20 protein-coding genes are annotated in these 22,151 nt (G+C 63.4%); 8 read left to right on the forward strand and 12 right to left on the reverse strand.

Translation table 11 applies throughout. From position 1 onward, the window contains the following. The first annotated feature begins 1,253 nt into the window (after positions 1-1,253). Positions 1,254-2,606, forward strand: coding sequence for an IS1182 family transposase (locus S58_RS33925; RefSeq protein ID WP_015669961.1), 1,353 nt, complete (start codon positions 1,254-1,256; stop codon positions 2,604-2,606). A gap of 586 nt (positions 2,607-3,192) precedes the next feature. Here S58_RS33925 and S58_RS33930 read toward each other — a convergent pair. The 5 genes from S58_RS33930 to S58_RS33945 all read right to left on the reverse strand — a co-directional run bounded on the left by S58_RS33930 (position 3,193) and on the right by S58_RS33945 (position 7,125). Continuing rightward, complete coding sequence (locus S58_RS33930) at positions 3,193-3,918, reverse strand: alpha/beta hydrolase (RefSeq protein ID WP_042340409.1); 726 nt, start codon at positions 3,916-3,918, stop codon at positions 3,193-3,195. Positions 3,919-4,015: 97 nt separating this feature from the next. Further along, positions 4,016-4,906 carry an alpha/beta fold hydrolase gene (locus S58_RS33935; RefSeq protein ID WP_015669963.1) on the reverse strand — a complete coding sequence of 297 codons (891 nt, stop codon included), beginning with the start codon at positions 4,904-4,906 and terminating at the stop codon, positions 4,016-4,018. A gap of 159 nt (positions 4,907-5,065) precedes the next feature. Further along, positions 5,066-5,356, reverse strand: coding sequence for a putative quinol monooxygenase (locus S58_RS37060; protein WP_083938732.1), 291 nt, complete (start codon positions 5,354-5,356; stop codon positions 5,066-5,068). A 70-nt stretch (positions 5,357-5,426) separates the two neighbouring features. Further along, positions 5,427-6,098, reverse strand: a complete 672-nt coding sequence (locus S58_RS33940) for a type 1 glutamine amidotransferase domain-containing protein (protein WP_015669964.1) — start codon at positions 6,096-6,098, stop codon at positions 5,427-5,429. A gap of 91 nt (positions 6,099-6,189) precedes the next feature. Then, a complete protein-coding gene (locus S58_RS33945) occupies positions 6,190-7,125 on the reverse strand; it encodes a helix-turn-helix domain-containing protein (protein ID WP_015669965.1) in 936 nt (311 codons plus the stop codon). A gap of 338 nt (positions 7,126-7,463) precedes the next feature. On the opposite strand from S58_RS33945, the gene S58_RS33955 reads away from it, so the two are divergent. From S58_RS33955 to S58_RS33970, 6 genes are all read left to right on the forward strand, one after another. Then, the gene (locus tag S58_RS33955) at positions 7,464-8,219 is read left to right on the forward strand and encodes an alpha/beta fold hydrolase (protein ID WP_015669966.1); all 756 of its coding nucleotides are present in this window, start codon (positions 7,464-7,466) and stop codon (positions 8,217-8,219) included. Positions 8,220-8,274: 55 nt separating this feature from the next. Then, complete coding sequence (locus S58_RS33960) at positions 8,275-9,282, forward strand: aldo/keto reductase (protein ID WP_015669967.1); 1,008 nt, start codon at positions 8,275-8,277, stop codon at positions 9,280-9,282. Positions 9,283-9,484: 202 nt separating this feature from the next. Next, positions 9,485-12,373: an ATP-binding protein gene (locus tag S58_RS33965; protein ID WP_015669968.1), complete on the forward strand. Its 2,889-nt coding sequence runs from the start codon at positions 9,485-9,487 to the stop codon at positions 12,371-12,373. Positions 12,374-12,885: 512 nt separating this feature from the next. After that, entirely contained in the window at positions 12,886-13,116 is a 231-nt protein-coding gene (locus tag S58_RS39260) for a helix-turn-helix domain-containing protein (RefSeq protein ID WP_083938734.1), read from the forward strand. 10 nt (positions 13,117-13,126) lie between these two features. Beyond that, the gene (locus S58_RS39400) at positions 13,127-13,384 is read left to right on the forward strand and encodes a JAB domain-containing protein (RefSeq protein WP_277996601.1); all 258 of its coding nucleotides are present in this window, start codon (positions 13,127-13,129) and stop codon (positions 13,382-13,384) included. A gap of 98 nt (positions 13,385-13,482) precedes the next feature. Continuing rightward, positions 13,483-14,196 carry a hypothetical protein gene (locus S58_RS33970; RefSeq protein ID WP_015669970.1) on the forward strand — a complete coding sequence of 238 codons (714 nt, stop codon included), beginning with the start codon at positions 13,483-13,485 and terminating at the stop codon, positions 14,194-14,196. Positions 14,197-14,204: 8 nt separating this feature from the next. Here S58_RS33970 and S58_RS33975 read toward each other — a convergent pair whose 3' ends face one another. Beyond that, complete coding sequence (locus S58_RS33975; protein WP_015669971.1) at positions 14,205-15,065, reverse strand: DMT family transporter; 861 nt, start codon at positions 15,063-15,065, stop codon at positions 14,205-14,207. Positions 15,066-15,166: 101 nt separating this feature from the next. Between S58_RS33975 and S58_RS33980 the strand changes: the two genes are divergently transcribed. Then, the gene (locus S58_RS33980) at positions 15,167-16,573 is read left to right on the forward strand and encodes an aminotransferase-like domain-containing protein (RefSeq protein ID WP_042340412.1); all 1,407 of its coding nucleotides are present in this window, start codon (positions 15,167-15,169) and stop codon (positions 16,571-16,573) included. Between the two features lie 69 nt (positions 16,574-16,642). On the opposite strand, the gene S58_RS33985 is transcribed toward S58_RS33980, so the two are convergent. The 6 genes from S58_RS33985 to S58_RS34010 form a co-directional block, all read right to left on the reverse strand. Then, positions 16,643-16,972, reverse strand: coding sequence for a hypothetical protein (locus S58_RS33985; RefSeq protein ID WP_015669973.1), 330 nt, complete (start codon positions 16,970-16,972; stop codon positions 16,643-16,645). A 106-nt stretch (positions 16,973-17,078) separates the two neighbouring features. Next, a complete protein-coding gene (locus tag S58_RS33990) occupies positions 17,079-18,731 on the reverse strand; it encodes a PAS-domain containing protein (protein ID WP_015669974.1) in 1,653 nt (550 codons plus the stop codon). Positions 18,732-18,866: 135 nt separating this feature from the next. Continuing rightward, positions 18,867-19,463: an AprI/Inh family metalloprotease inhibitor gene (locus S58_RS33995; RefSeq protein WP_042341083.1), complete on the reverse strand. Its 597-nt coding sequence runs from the start codon at positions 19,461-19,463 to the stop codon at positions 18,867-18,869. A gap of 92 nt (positions 19,464-19,555) precedes the next feature. Then, a complete protein-coding gene (locus S58_RS34000; protein WP_015669976.1) occupies positions 19,556-20,539 on the reverse strand; it encodes a 2-hydroxyacid dehydrogenase in 984 nt (327 codons plus the stop codon). Then, positions 20,539-21,345: an ABC transporter permease gene (locus S58_RS34005; protein WP_015669977.1), complete on the reverse strand. Its 807-nt coding sequence runs from the start codon at positions 21,343-21,345 to the stop codon at positions 20,539-20,541. The genes S58_RS34000 and S58_RS34005 overlap by 1 nt, the downstream gene beginning before the upstream one ends. Before the next feature lie 2 nt (positions 21,346-21,347). After that, on the reverse strand, positions 21,348-22,145 hold the full coding sequence (locus S58_RS34010) for an ABC transporter ATP-binding protein (protein WP_015669978.1): 798 nt from the start codon (positions 22,143-22,145) through the stop codon (positions 21,348-21,350). Positions 22,146-22,151 lie beyond the last annotated feature (6 nt).

Genomic DNA, 22,151 nt, shown 5'->3' on the forward strand with positions numbered 1-22,151 from the left:
TTGCTCCTTGCGTCTCCGCCCCGCGAGATCGGAGGCGCGCGAAAGGCCGGCTGCTCCAGAACGATGACGCTGACCTCATTGGCCGGAACGGGGAGCTGCCGGCCCCAGACCGGAATCGGTCATCCCTCCTGCTCGCCCCGTGGAAAGAATACGGAGGGCCCTGCGCGTTGCGGTGCGGATTGCGGGCGATTTTCTGCCGCCGCTTGGCGAAAGCGGATCAAGCCTCGCGAGCCCTGCCCTGCGTGCAGGTGTCCCGCAAAGGTGGCATTTTCGAAGTCAGAGCGGAACGGCCGAATTGCGCGACGTCGCACGCTACGGCCCTCCGCTTAACGGCCACTATGCGCGGTTGCTGCCGAACTGCCGCCGATCGACACTCGATCTGAGCCATCCGTATTGGCGACTTGCGCGCGGCTTTAACACCGATCTTCCTCGACGTTGGACCGGTCCGTGTCGAATTGATGCCGGCGGGCAGTCCGACTTTCCATCTCGGATCTCCAGACGAATAGCATCGCCGATGCAGTTCGATCACTCTGGTTTCTGTTGATAGATCTCTAAGACCCCGCGCTCGGATGCCAATGGTCTGACCGGAGCCGTGGCAAAGATGCTGTCTGAGACTCACTACCCGTGTAGCTACCGCGCGGTGTCTGAGCACAGTTCAGCCTGAGATTGGAGAGGAGCGAGCAGAGGGCGGGTTCGACGGCAAGATAAAATCGCCTCTCCGCGGCGTAGACTCGGCGGTCGTAAGTTTTTGAGGTTACTTATCGCAGCACGGCACTGCTCCAACACTCATAGTGTTGCTAGAGGAAGAAAGACCTGAGAGATCAATGTCCCGAATGGCACTAATCGCAGCTTAGCGAACTAGGTCGCAGAATTGGGACATACCTAGCCATGCGCGCATGGAAGGCTGCTACAGGGCTAACGGAGCCCGTCAAGGCTCGCCCTAAGCGCGCGGCGAAGCCGCTGACGGGCCTTGACCGGATTGCGGCTGGCCCGGACCTTTTCCTTCGAGGCGCCAATGGCTTCTTGTGAGCGGGGCTGCACTGATCACAACGCGAAGCAGTCCCGCGGGTCAGCTTTCCCATGAAGAACAGAAACGATCCAGGTCGATCCGAGGCGACACGATTAACCCAAAGCCGACGTTTGCGGCCGCATCAGCGGATTATCCGCTTTTGACCGATTTCGTTGAAAAAGTCAGCAGTTGCGACGCAGAGATATCGGTGATTCAGTCTGTCTAGTGGGCAGGACTGAAGGTCATGATGGGGCATCGGCAAGTCGAACAGGCTGCGTTGTTCTATGAGTTCTCGCTGGAAAGGCACATCCCAGCCGACCACCTCGTGCGGTCGATCGATAGGTTCGTCGACCTTGACGACTTACGGCGGGAGCTGGCGCCGTTCTACAGCAACATCGGGCGGCCCTCGATCGATCCGGAGCTGATGATCAGGATGCTCTTGATCGGCTATTGCTTCGGCATCCGATCGGAACGGCGCCTCTGCGATGAAGTCCATCTCAATCTGGCATACCGCTGGTTTTGCCGGCTGGGTCTAGATGGAGGCGTCCCCGATCACTCGACGTTCTCGAAGAACAGGCACGGCCGCTTCCGTGAGAGCGATCTCTTCCGTCGCGTGTTCGAGACCGTCTTGCGCCGCTGCATCCGGGAGCGCCTGATCGGCGGCGAAGGGTTCGCAGTCGACGCGAGCCTGATCAAGGCGGATGCCAATCGGCAGAAGGGAATCGAAGGCGATAAGAGGCTTCCGCCGGAGGCTGCGGGTCGAGCGATCGACGAGTATCTTGCCGTTCTTGATGATGCCGCGTTCGGTGCCGCGACGGAGGTCACGCCCAAGTTCGTGTCGCCCTCCGACCCGGCGGCGCGCTGGACGGGAGCGCACGGCGGCCAGGCCTTCTTCGCTTACTCGACGAATTATCTGGTCGACGTCGAGAATGCGATCATCGTTGATGTCGAGGCGACCACGGCGATCCGCCAGGCAGAAGTATTGGCCGCCAAGCGCATGATTGAGCGTTCAATCGAAAGGTTCGATCTTTATCCAAGCCGGCTTCTCGGCGACAGCGCCTATGGCTCCGCTGAGATGCTCGGGTGGCTGGTCTACGAGCACGGGATCGAGCCGCACGTGACCGTCTTCGACAAGTCGGCCCGCACCGACGGGACCTTCTCGCGTGAGGCCTTCACCTACGACCATACCAGGGACGTCTATCGCTGCCCCGCTGGCAACCCCCTCACCACTACAGGGACGCTGGTGAACAACGACACGACGGTCCTCTACCGTGCGAGCAAGCGCGATTGTCAAGCATGCTCTCTAAGAAGCAGGTGTTGCCCCAACACCCCGGCTCGAAAAGTGCCGCGCTCGATCTACGAGGGCGCTCGCGACATGGCACGCGAGATCGCAAGCTCATGGGAAGGCCGCACTTCACGCCGGCTCCGCAAGAAGATTGAGATGCTGTTCGCGCATCTCAAGCGCATCCTCAAGCTAGATCGGCTGCGACTAAGAGGGCCGAACGGCGCACGCGACGAGTTCACCCTCGCTGCAGCCGCTCAGAACCTTCGTAAGATGGCCAAGCTGATCCCGATGCCCGCGCTGACGCCCGCGTGAACCACAACGCGCCAATTCGTCCTCGAAACAGATGGCGTTCACGACGAAACTACTGCCGACTTTTTCAACGGAATCGACCCAAAGCCGATCAGCGGCAGCATCCCCGGCGAAAGACTGGTTTTGGTCCAGAGACATCCGCACTTTGTTCAACGGCTCCTTAGCCCACGCGGACGGTATAGAGAAATTTTGGCGAATTAGACCAGCAATCGGTTACTATCACCAGACGATACTGAGCAGCTGCTTCCACGCGCTATAGCCGCAACTCGCGAAGGCACTCTGCCAGCGAATGACGCACCCCAGCCTGTTCTAATCAATCCAGTTGCTGAATGTATTTGCAGCGCTGGGCCGAGCATATGCGCGATCAGAATTGCGATCTGTCTGGGCATCGCTGAGAGGACAAACAACCTGCGCCCGCGCTTCGTTGGTTGAGGATAGACGAGCTGTTTTACGACGGGCTTGGCGTACGAAGGCCATAATCCTTCGCGCGCCCCGAGGTTGATGCATCCTGCGCTGACCCATCGGCACACAACCCGCCGTCTTCATTAGCGTCGCTAGGCCTCGAATAAGTTGATCCGTTTTGCGTCGATTACCGGTCGGCAGACTCGATGAACGCGGCCACCTCCCGCGGATGAGACAGCATCACTGCGTGGCTGCTATTTATTTCTTCCACTCGCGCACCGCTTCGCTTAGCCATCTTTCTCTGTGAACTGGGGGTTATCATGCGGTCCTGAGACGGGATCAGGAAGGAACTCGGCTTTGCCTTCCAGCCCACTTTTGTGGTCTTGGCTTCGACGGCTTTCAGTCCCCATGGCACTTGCGCGGCCGCCATGAACTCAGTCAGCGCCGCAGGGGAATCCGCCGCAAAGGAAGTCGGGAACTTCACGGGATCGACCAGCAGGTAACCGTCTTGCGGCGGCAGCAGGGGCGCCTTCGCCTCGCCAGGCTCTGCCGGCCAGTCATTCAGGGATGCGGCAGATTCGCCAGCGTCCGGCGCAAAGGCCGCGATGTAAGCCAGGCTCTTGACCTTCGGATTGTCGCCAGCCTGTGTGATCACCATGCCGCCATACGAGTGGCCAACCAGCACAACAGGGTATTTGGCTGCTGCGATCACGGCTTCCGTGGCGGCGACGTCACCCTCGAGCGTGATGGTCGGATTCTGGACCACCAGCACTTCGTATCCGCCCTTTTTAAGGAGATCGTATACCGCTTGCCAGCCTGAGCCATCGACAAACGCGCCGTGCACAAGGACGACCGATGTCGTTTTCTGTTGCTGAGCTCCCGCGGAGTTCGACGTGATAGCGAGCGCGCACATTGCCAGCAGAGATGCCAAATAGTTCACAGGAATTCCTTTCGTGTTGTGGGGCGTCGTGATAGATCGGCTACCTTTAAGTTCGTGCGAAAGTCTTGCGTCAGGGCCGTTCATTCGTTCGGTCGAGGAAGTCGCTGATCAGCGGCGCCATCACGTCGAGTTGGTCCTCAAGTGCGAAGTGACCGGTGTCGAGGATGTGTAACTCGGCGTCTGGCAAGTCGCGCAAATAGGAATGTGCGCCGGCTTCAGCGAAGACCTTGTCGTTCTTGCCCCAGAGGATTAGAGCGGGCGGCTTCCTTTCGCGGAAAAACGCTTGGAACGCCGGATAAAGCGGGATATTGGTCGCGTGGTCGTAGAGCAGGTCCAGCTGAATGTCCTTATTGCCGGGACGATCCAGCAGCGCTTGGTCTTGCACCCAATTGTCAGGACTTATGCGCGTCAGATCGCGGACGCCATCGGTGTATAGGAATTTGGTCGCGCGGAGAGAGACGAGGGATGAAAGCGCATTCCTCCGCTCCTCCGTTCCTTCCCTCCAATACGCCTTGATCGGGTCCCAAGCTTCCCGCAATCCTTCTTCGTAAGCGTTGCCGTTCTGGATGATGAGGGCAGTCACGCGCTCCGGATGCTTGAGGGCGAGGCGATAGCCGACCGGTGCGCCGTAATCCATGACGTACATGGTGTAGCGTTTCGCTCCGAGTTGATTCAGCAAGGCGTCGATCATCTCGGCATAGTTCGCAAAACTATAGGAAAAGCGGTTGCGATCCGGCGCATCGCTTTGCCCGAAGCCGGGGTAATCCGGCGCGATGATACGGTATCGGTGGGCTAGATTCGGAATCAGATTGCGGAACATGTGTGAGGACGTCGGAAAGCCGTGCAGAAGGAGAACGACGGGCCCATCTGCTGGCCCAGCTTCGCGGTAGAACACGTTCACGCCGCTGATGGCGGCCGTGCGGTAATGAACGGTTAAATCGCCTACGCTGCCGCCGGGCATTGGCCCGCAACGATGAGCGGGCGTTGCCCCCGGTCCACATGCAGAAGCCGTGGACCTCCCGAGCGATGGATGTGCGCTTACAATGGTTAAGGCGATGAGAGTCGCGCAAGAAAGGCGCATGGCAACTCCTTTATACGGTACGTCGTTCCTCAAACCCGATTATCTCACGTCTACGGATTCCGCGATTACTGCCGTACGTTCGGCCAGTTCGGGAACCCTGGCCAAGTAGGCCTGGTAATGTTGCGAGGCGCGATGTGCTTCGACCGCAGTGATATCTCGGTAGAGCTCATCAAGGACGTAATGATGATCGTTCGAAGTGTCGCGCCAAACGTCCCAACGCAGATTACCGGGCTCTGCCCTGCAATGCGGCGCAAGGCCGACCAGAAGTTCTCTCAGCTCATCGCTTTTGCCGGGGTGAGCAACCAGAAGAGCAGTAATCTTCGACGGCATCGCGATCGACCAAAACTTTTCAGAGTGACTGCTGGCTTCAGTTCAGCCAGGCGATGTTCGGCTGCCTGTCTTATAATTTTCTCAGTGCTGCCAGCAGCTCTTTTGCCAGGCGCCCGGCTGAGGCGGGATTCTGGCCGGTGATGAGACGTCCATCGACGACAACGTGAGGTTCCCAGTTTGCCACGGACGTATATTCGGCGCCCTCTGCCCGCAGGGCGTCCTCAAGTTCGTAGGGAACATCTTCGCGCGCGTAGTCGTACTCTTCCTTCTTCGAGAACGAAGTCAGCTTCTTGCCCTGCACGAATGGCTTGCCATCGCCAAGGTCCACCCCGAGAAGCGCGCACGGACCGTGACAAACGGCCGTCACGAATTTTCCCGTGCTCCAGGCGCGCACGACTGCATTTTGAACGATGGGGTTACGCTGGATGTCGACCATCGGCCCGAGCCCGCCGGGCACGAGAATGGCATCAAAATCCGCAGCATCCACCTCGGCAAGTTTGCGGCTGCGATTGAGGCGGCGAAAAGCCTTGCTTTCAAGAAAGGCCTTTTCCGCAGGATCTTTCTCGTCGTAGGCATCGTAGGGCGTCCATCCGCCTCTCAAGGAAGCGAACTCAACGGCGATGCCTGCCTTGTCAAGAACATCGAACGGATGCGCGACCTCGGCGAAAAAGAAGCCCGTCTTACGATTTTGCGGGCCGATCACCGCTGCGTTGCTGACGATAAACAGGACGTGTTGAGTCATGATTCGTTTCCTGGAGGTATCCATAAAGTCGAAGAGCGCCGCAACGACACTACCCGCGCGGCCCAGAACCGTATTTCCGAATCCTGCGGGATCATGAGCAATCCCTGCGGTACTCCGCATCGGAACGATCGGCATTCACCTCGATCTGGCCGCAGCACAACTCGCGATACTGCCCCGGCGTAAGGCTTGCGGCCTTGCGGAAGACGCGCGTGAAGTTTGCTTGCGAGCCAAAACCGAACTCCAGGGCGATTTCGACCAGCGACAGTCGGTTGCGCGCGAGCTCGTGCCGCGCAGCCTGGACGCGCCGATCGGTCACGTATCGGTGCGGTGACAATCCCGTCGCCTCGCGAAACAGCCGGGAGAAATGATAGGGGCTGAGACAGGCCTGAGCCGCCAGATCCTCGAGTCTGATTTCGTCTCCCAGAGACGACTCGATATAATCGAGCACGCGCTGCAGGCGCCGTGGATCGAGCGACGGAGACCTGTCGGGCGCACGCCAGCGGTCGATCGTATAGTTGCCCAGAAGATGCGCTGCAAGCGCGACTTGAATTCCCTCCACGAACAGCGCGTCAGTCGACTGGCGCGGACGATGAAGCAGATCCCGAAGCGGCGAGCAGATGTGGAAGAGCACCTGGTCCGTCAGACCGTGGGCGTAGGCGATCTCGATCCTTGCCGGATCGATATTGAAGTCCGCAAGCGCGCTCTGGTCCAGCAGCGCCGGCGGGAGGTAGAGGTGAAGACACTCCATCCGGTCCGAAAGCTCGAGATGGCTCTCCTGCGTCCCGACCGGAACGAGGTAGCTCATGCCGGGGCGCGCGAGGCTTTTCTGGACTTCACCGTTGCCGGTGCGACACACCATCCCGCCGCCGGACAGTAGCATCACCAGTTCGGTGCAGATAGGCACCGGCGTCGCCTGGCGCCCCGCTTCGAACTTGCGATGTTCGATGCTCAGCCCTGGCCAATCGTTGGCCGCCGCGAGCTTCTCGCTGTTCTGGTACTTCTGATCTCCATGAGTCACGAGCGCCATCACGACCTCCGCAAGTTGCGGCGAATCCCGGCCCCGTATCGCAAGAGAGCGATCATTCCATCCGGTAAATGAGTGCAGCCCCGGCCCGCTGCCACGCCGATCCTGAATTTCTCACAAGGACCGATAGCGAAGTCCAGAGGCGGCACGGTTAAAAGAAGTAAAAGGCAAGCAAAGCAAAAGGTTGGAGCACGCGCACCGCCGCTTCGAAAGCTGCTCTCATCGAAGATGAGCAAGATGCGTCCATCGTCGCGCAGGAATCGGGAATACCGCAACTTCTCAGCTGCGCTAATGAAGCTCATCAAACGGCAATGTCGCCGTATCAAGGATCGGAGCCTGCTATGAAGCCGCTTATTTCCGCGCTTGTTGCAATGTCGATCGCAACGGCCGTCCCCGCGGTGGCCGCCGAGAAGACCGTTTCCATCGTCCTTGTCCACGGCGCTTTCGTCGACGGCTCGGGCTGGAAGGACACCTACGACATTCTCTCGAATGCGGGCTATGAAGTGCTCGTCGTCCAGCAGCCGACGATCTCGCTTCGTGACGATGTCGCGGAGACCGAACGCGTGATCGCCAAGGCGCGGCATCCGGTCATCCTCGTCGGACATTCCTATGGTGGCATGGTCATCACGGAGGCCGGCGACAATCCGAAGGTTCAGAGCCTTGTCTATCTCGCGGCATATGCTCCCGACGCCGGAGAGTCTGTCAGCACGCTGTCGGAAGGCTCAGTGCCCGCCGGCGAGCAAAAGGGTCCGCTCGTCGTCGAAGGCAACTTTATCTTCGTCGACCGCGACAAATTCCCGACCTCTTTCGCCGGCGGCGTCGACGCTGCGACCGCGCGCTTCATGGCTGCGGCGCAATTGCCGTTTGGATTGCAGGCGGTGCAGTCCAAGGTCGACCGCGTGGCCTGGAAGACCAAGCCGACCTATTACATGGTCACGATGGAGGATCACATTATCCCGCCGACCTGGCTGCGCACCATGGCCAAGCGCTCGGGCGCGAAGGTGACGGAGATCAAAAGCGGCCACGCGGTGATGCTGTCGCATCCGCGCGAGGTCGCGGCCTTCATCAGAAGCGCGGATACCTCCGCGACCGAATGAGACGGGCGGCGCCGCGCACGGGCGGACTTGCCTGTCGCAGACGAGGACACGCAACATGGCCCTCAAGAATATTCTGCCGGGAAGATTGGGCTTCGGCGCGGCGCCGCTCGGCAACATGTTTCGCGACATCCCGGAGCAGGAAGCGCTCGCGACGGTGAGTGCGGCCTGGGACGACGGCATCCGCTATTTCGACACCGCGCCCTTCTATGGCGCGGGTCTTGCCGAGATCCGCATGGGCGCCGCGCTCGCCGACCGGCCGCGAAGCGATTATGTCGTCAGCACCAAGGTCGGAAGATTGATCCTGGACGAGATCGAGGATGTCGGCGCCCGCGACCTCGGCGAGAAGGGGGATGTGTTCAAATACGGGCGTCCGAACAAGATTGTGAACGACTATTCCGAAGACGCGACGCTGCGCTCGATCGAAGACAGTCTGAAGCGGCTCGCGACCTCCCACATCGACATCGCCTTCGTGCATGACGTGGCGCAGGACTTCTACGGCGACGAATGGCTTTCGGTGTTCGAAAGCGCACGCAAGGGGGCGTTCAAGGCGCTCGACCGGCTACGCGACGAAGGCGTGATCAAGGCGTGGGGCCTCGGCGTCAACCGGGTCGAGCCGATCGAACTGCTGCTGGCGCTGGAAGAGCCGCGCCCCGACGGCTTCCTTCTCGCGGGCCGCTACACGCTGCTCGACCATGCGAGGGCGCTTCAGCGTGTGATCCCGATGGTTGCGGAGCATGAGCTCGCGATCGTCGTCGGCGGCCCCTACAGTTCGGGCGCGCTCGTCGGCGGCCCGAATTTTGAATATGCGCCGGCGCCCCCGGAAATCATCGACAAGGTGGGGAGGATCAAGGCAATCGCCGACCGCTACGGCATCAGCATGAAGGCGGCGGGCCTCCAGTTCGTGCTGGCTAACCCGGTGGTGGCTGCCGTCATTCCCGGCGCGAGCCGTCCAGGCCGCATTGCCGAGGATCGCGCCGCGCTCGAGGAAGTCGTCCCCGTCGATTTCTGGCGCGAGCTGCGCTCGCAGGCGCTCGTCAACTCCGCAGCTCCGCTCCCCGGTTGAAGTGGGTGTGAGAGGGTGGTTCGCCGAGGTTCCGACCAATGAAGCGTCGAGATTGTGAGCACAGCGGTTCTTCGCAAGCCAAAAAAATAGCCACACCCGCGTGGTTTTGCGCAGCGGTCGTGAAAGTCAGAACGGCTCACTTCAACAAGTTTGCAGTGCATGATAATACCAAGCGATCTCTTCGATCGATTGGCAATGCGAAATGCGGACGGCCAGACGGCAACGGGGCGCACCTCGACAGAAGCTGACATTCAGCTTCGGCCCGTTTCGACTGGTCCCCGGCCGTCAGTTGCTTCTTCTAGACGAGCGCCCCGTCAAGATTGGCGGACGCGCCTTCGAGCTCTTGCGGCTGCTGGTGCAGCGCCGCGGCGAGCTGGTCAGCAAGAACGAGCTGATGGCGGCAGCCTGGCCGGGCACGTTCGTCCACGACAGCAATCTTAAGGTCAATATGTGGAGCTTGCGGCGCTCGCTGGGAGATACCCAGATCGAGCCCATCTACATCGCGACCGTGGCGCGGCGTGGGTACAAGTTCATCGCCGATGTCCGGGTCGGCATCGGCGAGATCGAGGGGGAGCCTGCGCTGGCCGATCCGCTCCCGCTTTCGCATGCGCCATCGCCGCGCGGCATCGTCGGCCGCGAAGCCGATATCGTTGAAATCGCCGATCTGCTCGCCGAGGACAGGCACGTGACCCTGACCGGCGCAGGAGGGATCGGTAAGACGACCGTAGCCCTGGCCGTCGCCCAGGCGTTCGTGTCAAGGTATCGCGACGGCGTCTGCTTCATCGATCTCGCGACAATCTCCGATCCTACTCTGTTCGGCGCGGCGCTCGTGACGGCACTCGGTATCCGAGGCAATACGGACATGGGGCTGGCTGCTGTCCTCGACTATCTGAGGCCGCGGCAGATGCTGCTCATCCTCGACAATTGCGAGCATGTGCTGCCAGCCGCCACGATCTTTGCCAGCAAGTTCATGACGGACACATCGCCATCCCGGCTGCTTGCCACGAGTCGCGAGCCGCTCGGCACCACCACTGAGCACGTCGTGCGGCTTGGCTCTCTATCTGCTCCGAGTTCAGGCCTTGGGCTGTCGGTGGATCAGGCCGTCAGATTCCCGGCGGTGGAGTTGTTCGTTCGACGCGCCGCCGAATGGTCGGATTACGAGTTCGTCGACGAGGATTGCGACGCCATCGCAGCGGTCTGTCATTCGCTGGACGGGCTTCCCCTAGCCATCGAATTGGCTGCCGCCCAGATCGGCAGGTTCACCCCGCGGGAGCTGTTGGTCGTCCTCGATCAGAGGCTTGGCTTTAGCGCGACCGGGGCCGCCGCCGGGCCGCCGCGCCATGAAACCCTGATGGCAACGATCGATTGGAGCTACCGGCTGCTGTCGCAGACGGAAGCCAGGCTCTTCGCCCTGCTGTCAGTGTTCAGTGACGGGTTCGAGCACGAGGATGCGGTCTTCGTCGCGGAAGCGGCAGGTCTCACGCCGATCGACGTCGCGACCGCACTCGGCAGTCTCGTCGCCAAATCACTGTTGAGCGCGGTAGCGCGGGGCGCGAGCCTGCGCTACCGGCTGCTCGATAGCACGCGTCGCTATGCCGCCGAGCGGCGTCGGGGCGATCCGGCGTGCAGCGGGGCGATGCGCCGCCATGCGGAGCGCATGGCTGCGCTGTTCGAGCAATCCGAGGAGGATTGGAAATGGCGCGAGCCGACCGATTGGACCGAGCGCTACCTTGGCCGCATTGCCGATTTGAGAAGTGCGCTTTCATGGTCGTTCGGCGAGCAGGGCGATGACATCCTCGGAATCAGGCTTGCGGTTGCTGCGATCACCCTGTGGTCGGAGACCTCCATCCTGTCGGAGGCGCAAGCGCGGTTGGAGGTCGCACTCGCGTTGGCCAAGCGCGTTCCATGCGACGATCTGTCCAAGGCAAAGCTCGCCTGTGCCCTCGGATGGAGCCTCTTCTACGCCCGCAAGAGTTCGAACGAGAACGAAGTCACCTGGCTTGACGCAATCGCATTCGCAAGGCGTGCTGACAGTGTCGACCTTCAGCAGCGCGCGCTGACGGGTTTTGCGTTCTATCTGCTCCAGATCGGCGAGATCGCACGTGCCATCACTTATCTCGAGGAGGCCACCTCGCTGGCCGACCGAGACCCCGATTCGACGGCGACATCCGAAGCCGACAAGGCCCTGGCCTGGGCCCACGCCTTCGCCGGCGAATTAAGCAAAAGCCGCCCGGTTCTCGATCGTCTCGCGTCAACCCATTCGCTAGTCCGGGGGCGTTCGCGCAAGGATGCGAATGAGGTCTACCGCTTCATCACCGTCCGCACCAACATGCCTTTTGTAGTGTGGATGCAGGGGCAGGCCGACTACGCCGCTCGACTGGCGCGTGAGGCCGTTGATGCTGCGGACCGCGGTGGCCATTGGGTGTCGCAGTCGAACGCACTTGGGCTCGCCGCACTTCCTATCTCGCTTGAAATCGGCGATCTTGACGCGCTCGATATGTTCACGGAACGCCTGCGTCGCAATCTGGAACGCGAGCGCATCTGGCGCTGGGTTTCGGTCGAGCGCTATTTCTCCGCCTGCCTGCGCGAATTGCGCAGCGATCCGCGCGCGGTGGAGGATATTCGGGCCGCGATTGACGAACTGATCGAATGCCGCTTTCTGATGCGGATCGGCAGCTATCTGGCTTTCCTCGCTCGTGCTTATCTGCGGCAAGGGCGGATCGCGCAAGCGCGTGACGCCGTCACGCGCGCCATCGACTATCAGGAAAGGCAGGGCGAGCGCTGGTGCCGCTCGGAACTTCAGCGAGTCAATGCATCTATCCTTCTTGAGGATGGCGAAACAGTCCGCGCTGAAAAGCTATTAAAGGAGGCGCTGGCTGAAGCTCGCGCTATCGGCGCGTTAACTTTCGCGCTTCGGATCGCCACCGACCTCGCCGCTCATTGGGCGGCGACAAACCGCGAGATAGACGCGGTTCAATTGCTCGCTCCGATTTTTGGCGAATTCACCGAAGGGTTTGGTACGCAAGACCTTGTTCGTGCCTCCCGATTGTTGGCTCAGATAGAGAACCGTACAAGTGGCGTAGGACTCTAAAAACATGCCCCCGAGCACAAGTTGGTGCAACTGGCAAGCCATCGGTCAGAAGGGCTACGAGTTCTGATTGGATTTTTACTCGACTTCTGGAGCGCGGCAAATGCCTCGGGCATCCGCTACTCTCGCGGATACTTCCGCTTCTGGTCCATCTCTGACCTTGCCACCGACGCCGGCTGCGTCCGGTGTTGGAGGGAAAGCGGACCAAAACGCGATTGCGCTGTGACGGTCGCTTTTGACCCTAACTCTGTGAAAACGCCGCGGGTCCGAGTTCCGAGCTCGATCCGGGCTGACGAGAAGGATCTTCCGGAGGTCCTTCGGCTCGAGCATGTCCTTCGTGATTTTCACGTGCTCGATCTCGTCGAAATATTCGGCTCGATCTCGGGTTGACGTGGACGATACGCCTTTGCGTGGCCGTTAGCCTTCTCTTTCACTATCGACAATGCATCCAGCTTCCGAGAGCGGTCAGGACCGTGAATTACTGAATTCATGGTCGCGTGATCGGGAGTGCGGCAATGGACGATCGAAAATATCTGACGCCAGAGGAAGTCTCGGAGCGCTACCGTGGCGCGGTCAGCGTCGGGACCCTTCGCAACTGGCGAGCGATGCGCGTCGGACCCGCCTTCGTCAAAATCGGGAAAGCGGTCCTATATCCGGTTGGCGAACTCGATGCTTGGGACAAGAGAAACATGGTGTCCTGCCGTGCGCCAGGACGATCACCGATGACTGGGCCTGATCAGGCGTGATGATCACGATTTGGCGTGCACTACCGTCCCCACTCTCCGTCCCCCGCTTGATGGTCGGCCTGCTAAATCCGTTATTCTTCAATTACATAGCTGCGGCGCTACGCTCATGCACAACCATCCGTCCGGCGACCCGACGCCGTCGCAGGCCGACATCCGCATGACCAAGACGATCGTCGACATCGCCAAGCCGCTCGGCATCACCGTCCACGACCACATCATCGTCGGCAAGAACGGGCATACCAGCCTCAAGGGCTCGGGGTTGATGTAGGTTACTGCCCCGGATCAGCCGGCGTCGCCGCCAGCTTGAACCGACTGCCCCCTGGCGATCACCTAGACTGTGGTGATGCATGAACAGGGATCTGCCAGATGCGCGCGGCTTTGATCGGGCTTGTGTTCGGGCTTCTCGGCCCGACGGCAGCGTCCGCCTACGATGCCAACGATCCGGCCAATTGCAACGGCATCGGCTGGGACGACGCGCGGCCGCTCACCGTCGCCAAGGTGAACGGGACACCACGCGTCAACTTCGTGAAGAGTCCGTACGACGACGACTTCAAGGCTGCCGCATGCCCCGCTTCGACCGACGCCTGCCGGAAGAAGGCCTATCTCGTCAGCGGCGACCTCGTGCTGGTCGGCAGGACCCGCGGTGACTTCACCTGCGTCAGCTACCAGGCTCCGCGTGCCAAAGCGCAGATCTGGACCACCGGCTGGCTGCCGCGCGCGGCACTCGCCGCCATTGCGCCGATGGCCGCGCCTGCGATGTCCGAGTGGATCGGCAGCTGGGAGCATCCTGGAGGGGGACTGACGATCAGGAAAGGCGCCGGCGGCGCGCTCCGGATCGAAGGCGATCAGGTGCTGCCGGCCGGACGCGAGCTGCGCAACGGATCACTCGGCGCCACCGCAGAGCCCAAGGGAGGCCTGATCGCCTTCGTCGACGACGGCAGCACGCCGTTCGAGCGGCCGAACGCCGGCGACGAGTGCCGCGTTCGTCTGCAGCGCGTCGAAGCATGGCTGCTGGTCGAGGACAACAATGATTGCGGCGGCGCCGGTGTCAGCTTCACCGGCCTCTATCGCCGGAAATGATCTTCGGCTCACGCCCATCGCCGCGCCAACGCGACACAGAGCACGACGGCCCCGGCTGCACCGAGCATCGTTGCAGACACCGGCTCATGCAGCAGCAGGCTGGCGAAGGCGAGGCCGAGAAAGGGCTGCAGCAGTTGCAGCTGCCCCACCGTCGCGGTGCCGCCGCGCGCGAGGCCGCGGTACCAGAAGGCAAAGCCGATGAACATGCTGAAGACGGAGACATAGGCGAGGCCGAGCCAGGCCGCAGCCGTGATGGCCTGCGGCCCGGCCGGCAGGGTCATCAGCGATAGCAGCAGCATCACGGGGGCCGACAGCACCAGCGCCCAGGAGATCACCTGCCAGCCGCCGAGCCGCCGCGTCAGCATCGCGCCTTCGGCATAGCCGAGCCCGCAGACGATCACGGCTGCGATCATTGCAAGGTCACCCAGCGGGGATGCGGCGTCATCCTGCGACAACGCAAAGCCGGAGACGGCTGCAGCGCCGAGCACAGCGAACAGCCAGAACAGCGGCCGTGGCCTCTCGCCGCCGCGCAGCACGCCGAACATGGCGGTCGAGAGCGGCAGCAGGCCGATGAAGACGATCGCATGCGCCGAGGTGATGTGCCGCAGCGCGAGCGCCGTCAGCAGCGGAAACCCGATGACCACGCCGAGCGACACGATGCCGAGCGACGGGAGATCGCGCCGGCCGGGAAGCGGCTGCCGGAACAATGTGAGACAGAGCGCGGCCAGCACCGCCGCCAGCGTCGCGCGGGCCCCGGTCAGGAACAGCGGCGCGAAGCCTTCGAGCGCCGCGCGCGTCGCCGGCAACGAGCCGCTGAAGATCGTCATCCCCAGCGCGCCGCTGCCCCAGCCCTCGACCGATCCCTTCATCCTGCAATCCTCCGGCCTCCGTCTTATCGGGACGCGCCTTGTTGCGGGAGCCACAGATCGATACAATCTGCCCAAACTGTACTGACATTGGACCGACACAGTTGAGCTCCGCAACACCAGATCTGCGCCGGGGCGGCGCCCGAACCGCTGCCATCGTCGAGGCCATCAGGCAGCGGCTGGTGGCGCGCACGCTCGGTCCCGGCCAGCGTCTGCCCTCGATCCGCGCCTTTGCCGCGGCGATGCGCGTCTCGCCGGCCACGGTCGTCGAGGCCTATGACCGGCTTGCGGCCGAGGGCGTGATCCGCGCCCGCCGCGGATCCGGCTTCTATGTCGCCGACACCGCGCTGCCGCCGCTCGCCTTGGCCGCGGGCGAGCCACGCCGGCCGCGCGCCGTGGATCCGTTCTGGGTGTCGCGGCAATCGCTCGATGCCGATGCCGCGACACTGACGCCGGGCTGCGGCTGGCTGCCGGCGGATTGGATGCCGCAGGACGCGCTGCGGCGCGCGGTCCGCGCGCTGGCACGCAGCGATGGCGCCGTGCTGACCGACTACAGCGCCGCGCGCGGATCGGCTGCATTGCGGCGGGTGCTGCAGGCCCGGCTCGCCAGCCTTGGCATCGACACGTCGAGCGAGCAGATCCTGCTGACGTCGTCGGGCACGCAGGCGATCGACCTGATCTGCCGGATGCTGCTGCGCCCGGGCGACGCGGTGCTGGTCGACGATCCCTGCTACTTCAATTTCCTGGCGCTGCTGCGCGCGCACCAGGCGCGGATCGTCGGCGTGCCGATGACGCCCGCCGGGCCCGACATCGCCCGTTTCGAGGCGGTGCTCGCAGCCGAACGCCCGCGGCTCTACATCACCAATTCCGGCCTGCACAATCCAACCGGCGCGACACTGTCGCTGCAGACCGCGCATCGGCTGCTCAATGCCGCCGCCGCGCACGACATGATCGTCATCGAGGACGACATCTACGGCGATTTCGAACCGGAGCCGTCGCCGCGGCTCGCCGCGCTCGACGGACTGGCGCGGGTGATCCTGATCGGCAGCTTCTCCAAGACGCTGTCGGCCTCGGTGCGGTCGGGCTACATCGCCGCGCAGCCGGACTGGATAGAGCCGCTGATCGATCTGCAGATCGCAACCGGCTTCGGCGGCCCCGGCCAGTTCGCCGCCGAGACCCTGGCCCAGGTGCTGACCGGCGGCTCCTATCGCAAGCACATCGAGGAGCTGCGCTCGCGGCTGGCACGGGCGCGGCCGCGCGTGGCCGCCCGGCTGCAACGCCTCGGCATCACGCCGTGGCTGATGCCGCGCGGCGGCTTTCATCTGTGGTGCAGGCTGCCGGAGGGATGCACGGCGATCGAGGTCGCCCGGTCGGCGATGGAGCACGACGTCGTGCTGGCGCCCGGCGACGTGTTCAGCGCAGCGCAATCAGCTGCCGCGATGATGCGCTTCAACGTGGCGCATTGCGACGACCAGCGCGTCATGGCCGCGCTGGAGCGCGCGCTCAAATGATCGGCTGCGCAGCTCGCCGCGCAGTCCGATGATACTCAGGCTGATCCGAAGAGGCTGATCGGGAACGGCTCAGTAGCAGTAGCGCGGATGGACGCGGACATAGGCGCCGTCACCGCGCTGCAGGTAGCAACCATTGCGATAGGCGTAGTAGCCGCCCCGGCGCCGCTCGCCGTCGGCTGCGATCGCGGCTCCGGTGCCGGCGCCGATCACGGCGCCAATCGCAGCGCCGCGTCCACCGCCGATCGCGCCGCCGAGAATGGCACCGCCGGCGCCACCGAGGATCGCGCCACCGAGCACGTCCTGCGCAGCCGCCTGATGCAGCGGCGCGACGGTTGCGAGCACCAGCAGAGCTGCGGCACTCAGGCGGGCGGCAAAGGGAATCCCCAGGCGTCGGGTCATGGATAGGCCTCCGTTCCGAGCTTGTTATCTGACCCGGTCCGGCCGTTCTTGATGCAGATCAAGGCGACGTCAAGGCAGGGACATCCCGGACTCCTGCGGTCCGGCGTCATGCCGCAGCGCGCTGATCTGCCGTGCGATCCTCGATGATGTTGAGCAGAAACTTCGGTTCGCCCTCGCCGATCGAGACCCGCAGTCTGCGCACCACCACCTCACGGATTCGGTTGCCGGGCATCTCGACACTGTGCGACTTCGGAGTTTGATCGGTCTCGTCGCTAAGCAGCTGGCGATCGAAGTTCTCGATCAGCGTGCATGTCGGCTCCGGAAACAAGTCGCGCGCGGCGCGGCCGATGATCTCGGACCGCGGCAGGCCGAACAGGACTTCGGTGGCGCGATTGACGAACACATAGCGCAGCGACTCGGCATCCTTTGCCACCACCGCCTGGGGAATGTTCTCCAGCAGCGCCGCGAGGAAGTATTCAGCGCGCGCCAGGATTCGCTCGTTGCGACGCTGCGCCGTGAAGTCCTCGTGCGTCGCCATCCAGCCACCGCCCTGTACGGGACGTTCGCACACCCGGATGACGCGTCCATCACCGAGATCGACCTCGACGGTGGACGGCCGACCCTCCTTCATGCGCTGCCTGAGCGCGGCAAGATATTCGGACGGCTTCTCGCGCAGCAGGCCCATCTTGGCACGATGCGCGAGGATGTCGCGCGCATGGGCACCGGGCCGGGCGATCGAGGCCGGCAGGTTATAGAGCGCGCGATACTGATCGTTGACCATCAGCACGTAGCAGAAGCTGTCCAGCATGATCAGACCCTGCGCCATGCTGGCGATCGCAGCATCAAGGCGCTGCTGGGTGCTCAACGCGCCCTGCTCCAGCCGCACGTGCTCGCGCAGGATATCGGCGTGCTGGCGCTCGAATTCGATTTCGTGCTGCTCGAGCTCCTGGATGCGGAACACGCCGTTTTGGAAGGCCTCGACCGCCCGCGCCACGCGCCCGATCTCGTCCTGGCGCTTCGAATGCGGGATCCGCAGCTTGATGCGGCCGGCGGTGATCCGGTCGGTGACCTTTGCGATATCGAGAAGCGGCCGCAGCACACCGTGGCGGAGCGCCAGCACCGCCGTCGCGAGCAGCATGATCTTGACTGCGCCGAGCGTGCCGAGAAAGAAGTAGGCCGCGCCGCGGGCGTCGGCGAGTTGGTCCAGCTCGCTCATCCACTCGGCATAGGCGCGCGACACCTGATCGAGCTCGTCGTTGAGGGCGGTTCGCGCCGCGCGATTCTCGTCATTGTCGCCGAGCTCGCGCGCCGCGGTCGAGCCGACCGAGATGGTCTGGCGCGCCATGTCGGTGCGGAACGCGATGAACTGGTCGAGGCGCTGCTTGGCCTGGGCAAACCGGGCCCCGTCGTCAGGGGTGATCTGGTTCTGCCATTCGTCGGCGATTTTGGTCAGCTGTTGCAGCTTGGCGAGCTGCGAATCGGCGTAGCGCCGCGCCGTCGTCCGGTCCGCTGACATATAGATGCCGCGCGATTCCATCACGACGGCATAGATCAGCCCATTGATGCGCTCGATGTTGCGGGAGGCGGCGGAGAGGGCTTCGAGCCGACCGTAGAGCGCGCGCTGCTCGCGAAAGGCCGTGAGCGACACCACGGTCGACAGCAGCACGAGGGCGGCAAACGCGGCAGCCGCGGCCGAGATCTTGTCGTTCAGGCTGAACGACGGCAGCGACTTCGCGAACCCGCGCAACAACTCCCGCATGGCTGGCTCCCCTGGATGAGCGCAACCATCAGACGAAAGATGCGTAAACAACAAGTTCCACTAGCAGGATCTTGACGGCAACACCGTATTAACCCTGTTTCGGAGCGAGCCGCCGCCGATCCAGGCCGCCGCCTCTCACTGCCGGAGCATGATCAGCGGGTTGGCGCTGTCCGGCACCAGCCGCCATTGCGCATTGTCGTCGGCCTCGAAGCGCCAGGTCTCGCCGCGGGCCGACATCAGCATCATCTGGCCGTGCTCGAGCCGCCACATCGTCGGCGCGAAGGCCGCGATCGTGGCATCGCATTTCGGCTTCACGAACACCTGGAAGTTGTCATTGCCGGCGTCGTTGTTGGTCAGCACCAGGCTGCAGATCGTGGCGCCGTTGCCGCGGACCATGGCCCAGTCGCCGATCATCTGGTCCATCGACTTGGCCAGCGATCGCGCCGCCGCCAGGTTCTGCAGGATGTAGACGCCCTCGCCCTGGCGCAGGCCTTCGAAGATGCCGGCCTCGACCTCGGTGAAGTCGATCACCGCCTCGCCATTGGCGGCCTGGAGGCTGACGATGTCGAGGCCCTTCACGTTCCAGCCCGCGATGTCCTTGGTGAAGGGCAGCGCCGCGGCACAGCTCGGCTCCAGTTCGAGCTTCTGCCCACGCGGCGCGGCGTCCGGCTTCAAGGTCACGACGCAGGTCTTGCTGCGCTCGGTGGTCGCGAGCTCCCACTGCCCGATCATCGCCTTCTTCAGGCTGGTCGCATCCTGCGCAACGGCAGGGACGCTCGCCACCGTTGCGAGCAGCGCGATCAGGAGCGGGAGAGCACGTGTCATCAGCGGCCTTTCACCGGCGTTTCCGGAACGGGCGTCAGCGGCGGCTTCCCGGCAAACCAGACCTTGAGGTTGTCGACCACCAGCTGATCCATCGCGTTGCGGGTTACGATGGCAGCCGAGCCGATGTGTGGCAGCAGCACGACGTTATCCATCGCCTTGAGCTCGTCGGGCACCGCCGGCTCCTTCTCGAACACGTCGAGGCCGGCGCCGAGAATGGTGCCGGACTTCAGCGCTTCGACCAAAGCCTGTTCGTCGATCACCGAGCCGCGGGCAACGTTGACGACGACGCCGCGCGGTCCGAGCGCCTTCAGCACCTCGGCGTTGACGATTCTGTTGGTGCCGGCGCCGCCGGGCACGATGACGACCAGCGTGTCGACGTCCTTGGCCATCTGCAGCAGGTCGGGATAATGCCTGTTGGCGACGCCGGCGGCAGGGTTGCGCGAGTGATAGACCACCGGAACAAGCGACGCTTCGAGCCGGCGTGCGATCGCCTGGCCGATGCGGCCCATGCCGACCATGCCGACGGTGCGGTCGCGCAGCGAGCCGACGCTGAGCGGATAGGGCTTCTCGCTCCACTCGCCCGAACGAACGAAGCGATCGGCCTTGATGAACTCGCGGCAGGTCGCGATCAGGAGGCCGAGCGCGACGTCGGCGACCTCCTCGGTGAGCACGTCCGGCGTGTTGGTGACGATGATGCCGTGCTGGCCGGCGTGGCTGGCCGCGATGTGGTCATAACCGACGCCGAAGCTTGCGATCATCTCCAGCTTCGGCAGCATCGCCATCACGGCGGCATCGGTCTTGACGGTGTGGAAGGTCACGGCGATGCCGCGGATGCGACCCTTCACGTCCGCCGGCAGCGCTTCGAGATCGGCCTGCGTCGTCGCATGGTGCACGTTGAAGCTGTCCGGGAACCCTTTCTCCAGGATCGGCCGCAGCGGCCCATAGACCAGAACATCGATCTTGTCGGACGAAGTCGCCGCCATCAGTTATCCTTTCCAAGCGCGCTCTCATGCCAGCGCCGTAAAACGAGGTGCGAAACTAGCGCCAGCAAACCATAGATGACAATCCCGGCGACCGACAGCAGCACCAGCGCTGCGAACATGCGGGGTATGTTGAGTCGATAGCCGGATTCCGCGATGCGATAGGCGAGACCCGATCCGGCGCCGGCACTGCCCGCCGCGATCTCGGCAACGACGGCACCGATCAGCGATAGGCCGCCTGCGATGCGCAGGCCGCCAAGAATGTAGGGCAGCGCTGCCGGCAGCTTCAGATAGCGCAAGGTCTGCCAGCGCGAGGCGCCATAGAGCTGGAACAGCCCGGCGAGATTGCGATCGACCGAGTTGAGGCCGAGCGCGGTGTTGGACAGCACCGGGAAGAAGCCGACGATCCAGGCGCACACGACCACCGCCGTCTGCTGCGGCAGATAGATCAGGAGCATCGGCGCGATCGCGATGACAGGCGTGACCTGCAGCACCACGGCATAGGGAAACAACGCCCATTCCAGCCATCGCGACTGGTTGAACAACAGCGCCAGCGCGATGCCGCCGAGCGCTGCGGCGATGAAGCCTTCGAATGTCGTGATCAGGGTCGTCAGCAGCGATTGCGCGAGAATGTCCCAATCGGCAACCAGCGTCTTCAGCACCAGCAGCGGCCCGGGCAGCACATAGGGCTGGATGCCGTTGAGGCGCACCACCAGCTCCCACGCCGTCATCGCAGCGACGAACACGATCGCGGGAAAGGCGAGGCTCGCGAGCCGCGCGCCCGAGACGGACGATTCTCGACCCTGCATGCTCACAGCGCATGCACTCCGGTATAGGCCGGTGCCAGCGCATCCGAGACACGGCGGCAGCAATCGGCATAGACCGGCGAGGCACGAAACGCATCATCGCGCTGGTCGGTGTCGATCCTGATCTCGGCGCTGAGCCGGCCGGGCCGCGCCGTCATCACCAGCACGCGCTGCGACAGATAGACCGACTCGAACACCGAATGGGTGACGAACACGACCGTCATGTTCAGCCTGCGCCACAGCTCCAGCAGATCATTGTTGAGGCGGAAGCGCGTGATCTCGTCGAGCGCTGCGAACGGCTCGTCCATCAGCAGGATGCCGGGGTGCGTGACGAGCGCGCGCGCCAGCGAGGCGCGCATCTTCATGCCGCCGGATAATTCGCGCGGAAAGGCGTCGGCAAAATCAGCGAGGCCGACCTGCTCGAGCGCCGCATCGATCCTCGGACGCGCCTGGCTGGCCGGCACCCGCGCGAGCTTCAACGGCAGGCCGACATTGTCGCGCACGCTGGTCCAGGGCATCAGGGTCGGCTCCTGGAACACGAAGCCGACGCGATCGCCGGGATGCGCCTCTGACGAGGCGGCGACATCGACCGTCCCGGCGCTTGGCGCCACCAGGCCCGCAATCAGGCGCAGCGCGGTCGATTTGCCGCAGCCGGAGGGGCCGAGCAGCGACACGAACTCGCCCTTGGCGATCGCGAGATCGATCGGCCCGAGCGCCGCGACGCCGGACTCATACACCTTGGTGACGCCGCGCAGGCGCACCGCAATGTCGGTCACGGTCTCGGATGAAGGGGACGAGCTCATCTGCCG

This window comes from Bradyrhizobium oligotrophicum S58, assembly GCF_000344805.1.
Taxonomy (GTDB): domain Bacteria; phylum Pseudomonadota; class Alphaproteobacteria; order Rhizobiales; family Xanthobacteraceae; genus Bradyrhizobium; species Bradyrhizobium oligotrophicum.

What these genes read in the sequence shown, in the direction of transcription:
- S58_RS33925 (WP_015669961.1), top strand. Translation starts at nt 1,254, where the DNA reads ATGATGGGGCATCGGCAAGTCGAACAGGCTGCGTTGTTCTATGAGTTC.
- S58_RS33930 (WP_042340409.1), bottom strand. Translation starts at nt 3,918, where the DNA reads ATGTGCGCGCTCGCTATCACGTCGAACTCCGCGGGAGCTCAGCAACAG.
- S58_RS33935 (WP_015669963.1), bottom strand. Translation starts at nt 4,906, where the DNA reads ATGCCCGGCGGCAGCGTAGGCGATTTAACCGTTCATTACCGCACGGCC.
- S58_RS37060 (WP_083938732.1), bottom strand. Translation starts at nt 5,356, where the DNA reads ATGCCGTCGAAGATTACTGCTCTTCTGGTTGCTCACCCCGGCAAAAGC.
- S58_RS33940 (WP_015669964.1), bottom strand. Translation starts at nt 6,098, where the DNA reads ATGACTCAACACGTCCTGTTTATCGTCAGCAACGCAGCGGTGATCGGC.
- S58_RS33945 (WP_015669965.1), bottom strand. Translation starts at nt 7,125, where the DNA reads ATGGCGCTCGTGACTCATGGAGATCAGAAGTACCAGAACAGCGAGAAG.
- S58_RS33955 (WP_015669966.1), top strand. Translation starts at nt 7,464, where the DNA reads ATGAAGCCGCTTATTTCCGCGCTTGTTGCAATGTCGATCGCAACGGCC.
- S58_RS33960 (WP_015669967.1), top strand. Translation starts at nt 8,275, where the DNA reads ATGGCCCTCAAGAATATTCTGCCGGGAAGATTGGGCTTCGGCGCGGCG.
- S58_RS33965 (WP_015669968.1), top strand. Translation starts at nt 9,485, where the DNA reads ATGCGGACGGCCAGACGGCAACGGGGCGCACCTCGACAGAAGCTGACA.
- S58_RS39260 (WP_083938734.1), top strand. Translation starts at nt 12,886, where the DNA reads ATGGACGATCGAAAATATCTGACGCCAGAGGAAGTCTCGGAGCGCTAC.
- S58_RS33970 (WP_015669970.1), top strand. Translation starts at nt 13,483, where the DNA reads ATGCGCGCGGCTTTGATCGGGCTTGTGTTCGGGCTTCTCGGCCCGACG.
- S58_RS33975 (WP_015669971.1), bottom strand. Translation starts at nt 15,065, where the DNA reads ATGAAGGGATCGGTCGAGGGCTGGGGCAGCGGCGCGCTGGGGATGACG.
- S58_RS33985 (WP_015669973.1), bottom strand. Translation starts at nt 16,972, where the DNA reads ATGACCCGACGCCTGGGGATTCCCTTTGCCGCCCGCCTGAGTGCCGCA.
- S58_RS33990 (WP_015669974.1), bottom strand. Translation starts at nt 18,731, where the DNA reads ATGCGGGAGTTGTTGCGCGGGTTCGCGAAGTCGCTGCCGTCGTTCAGC.
- S58_RS33995 (WP_042341083.1), bottom strand. Translation starts at nt 19,463, where the DNA reads ATGATCGGGCAGTGGGAGCTCGCGACCACCGAGCGCAGCAAGACCTGC.
- S58_RS34000 (WP_015669976.1), bottom strand. Translation starts at nt 20,539, where the DNA reads ATGGCGGCGACTTCGTCCGACAAGATCGATGTTCTGGTCTATGGGCCG.
- S58_RS34005 (WP_015669977.1), bottom strand. Translation starts at nt 21,345, where the DNA reads ATGCAGGGTCGAGAATCGTCCGTCTCGGGCGCGCGGCTCGCGAGCCTC.
- S58_RS34010 (WP_015669978.1), bottom strand. Translation starts at nt 22,145, where the DNA reads ATGAGCTCGTCCCCTTCATCCGAGACCGTGACCGACATTGCGGTGCGC.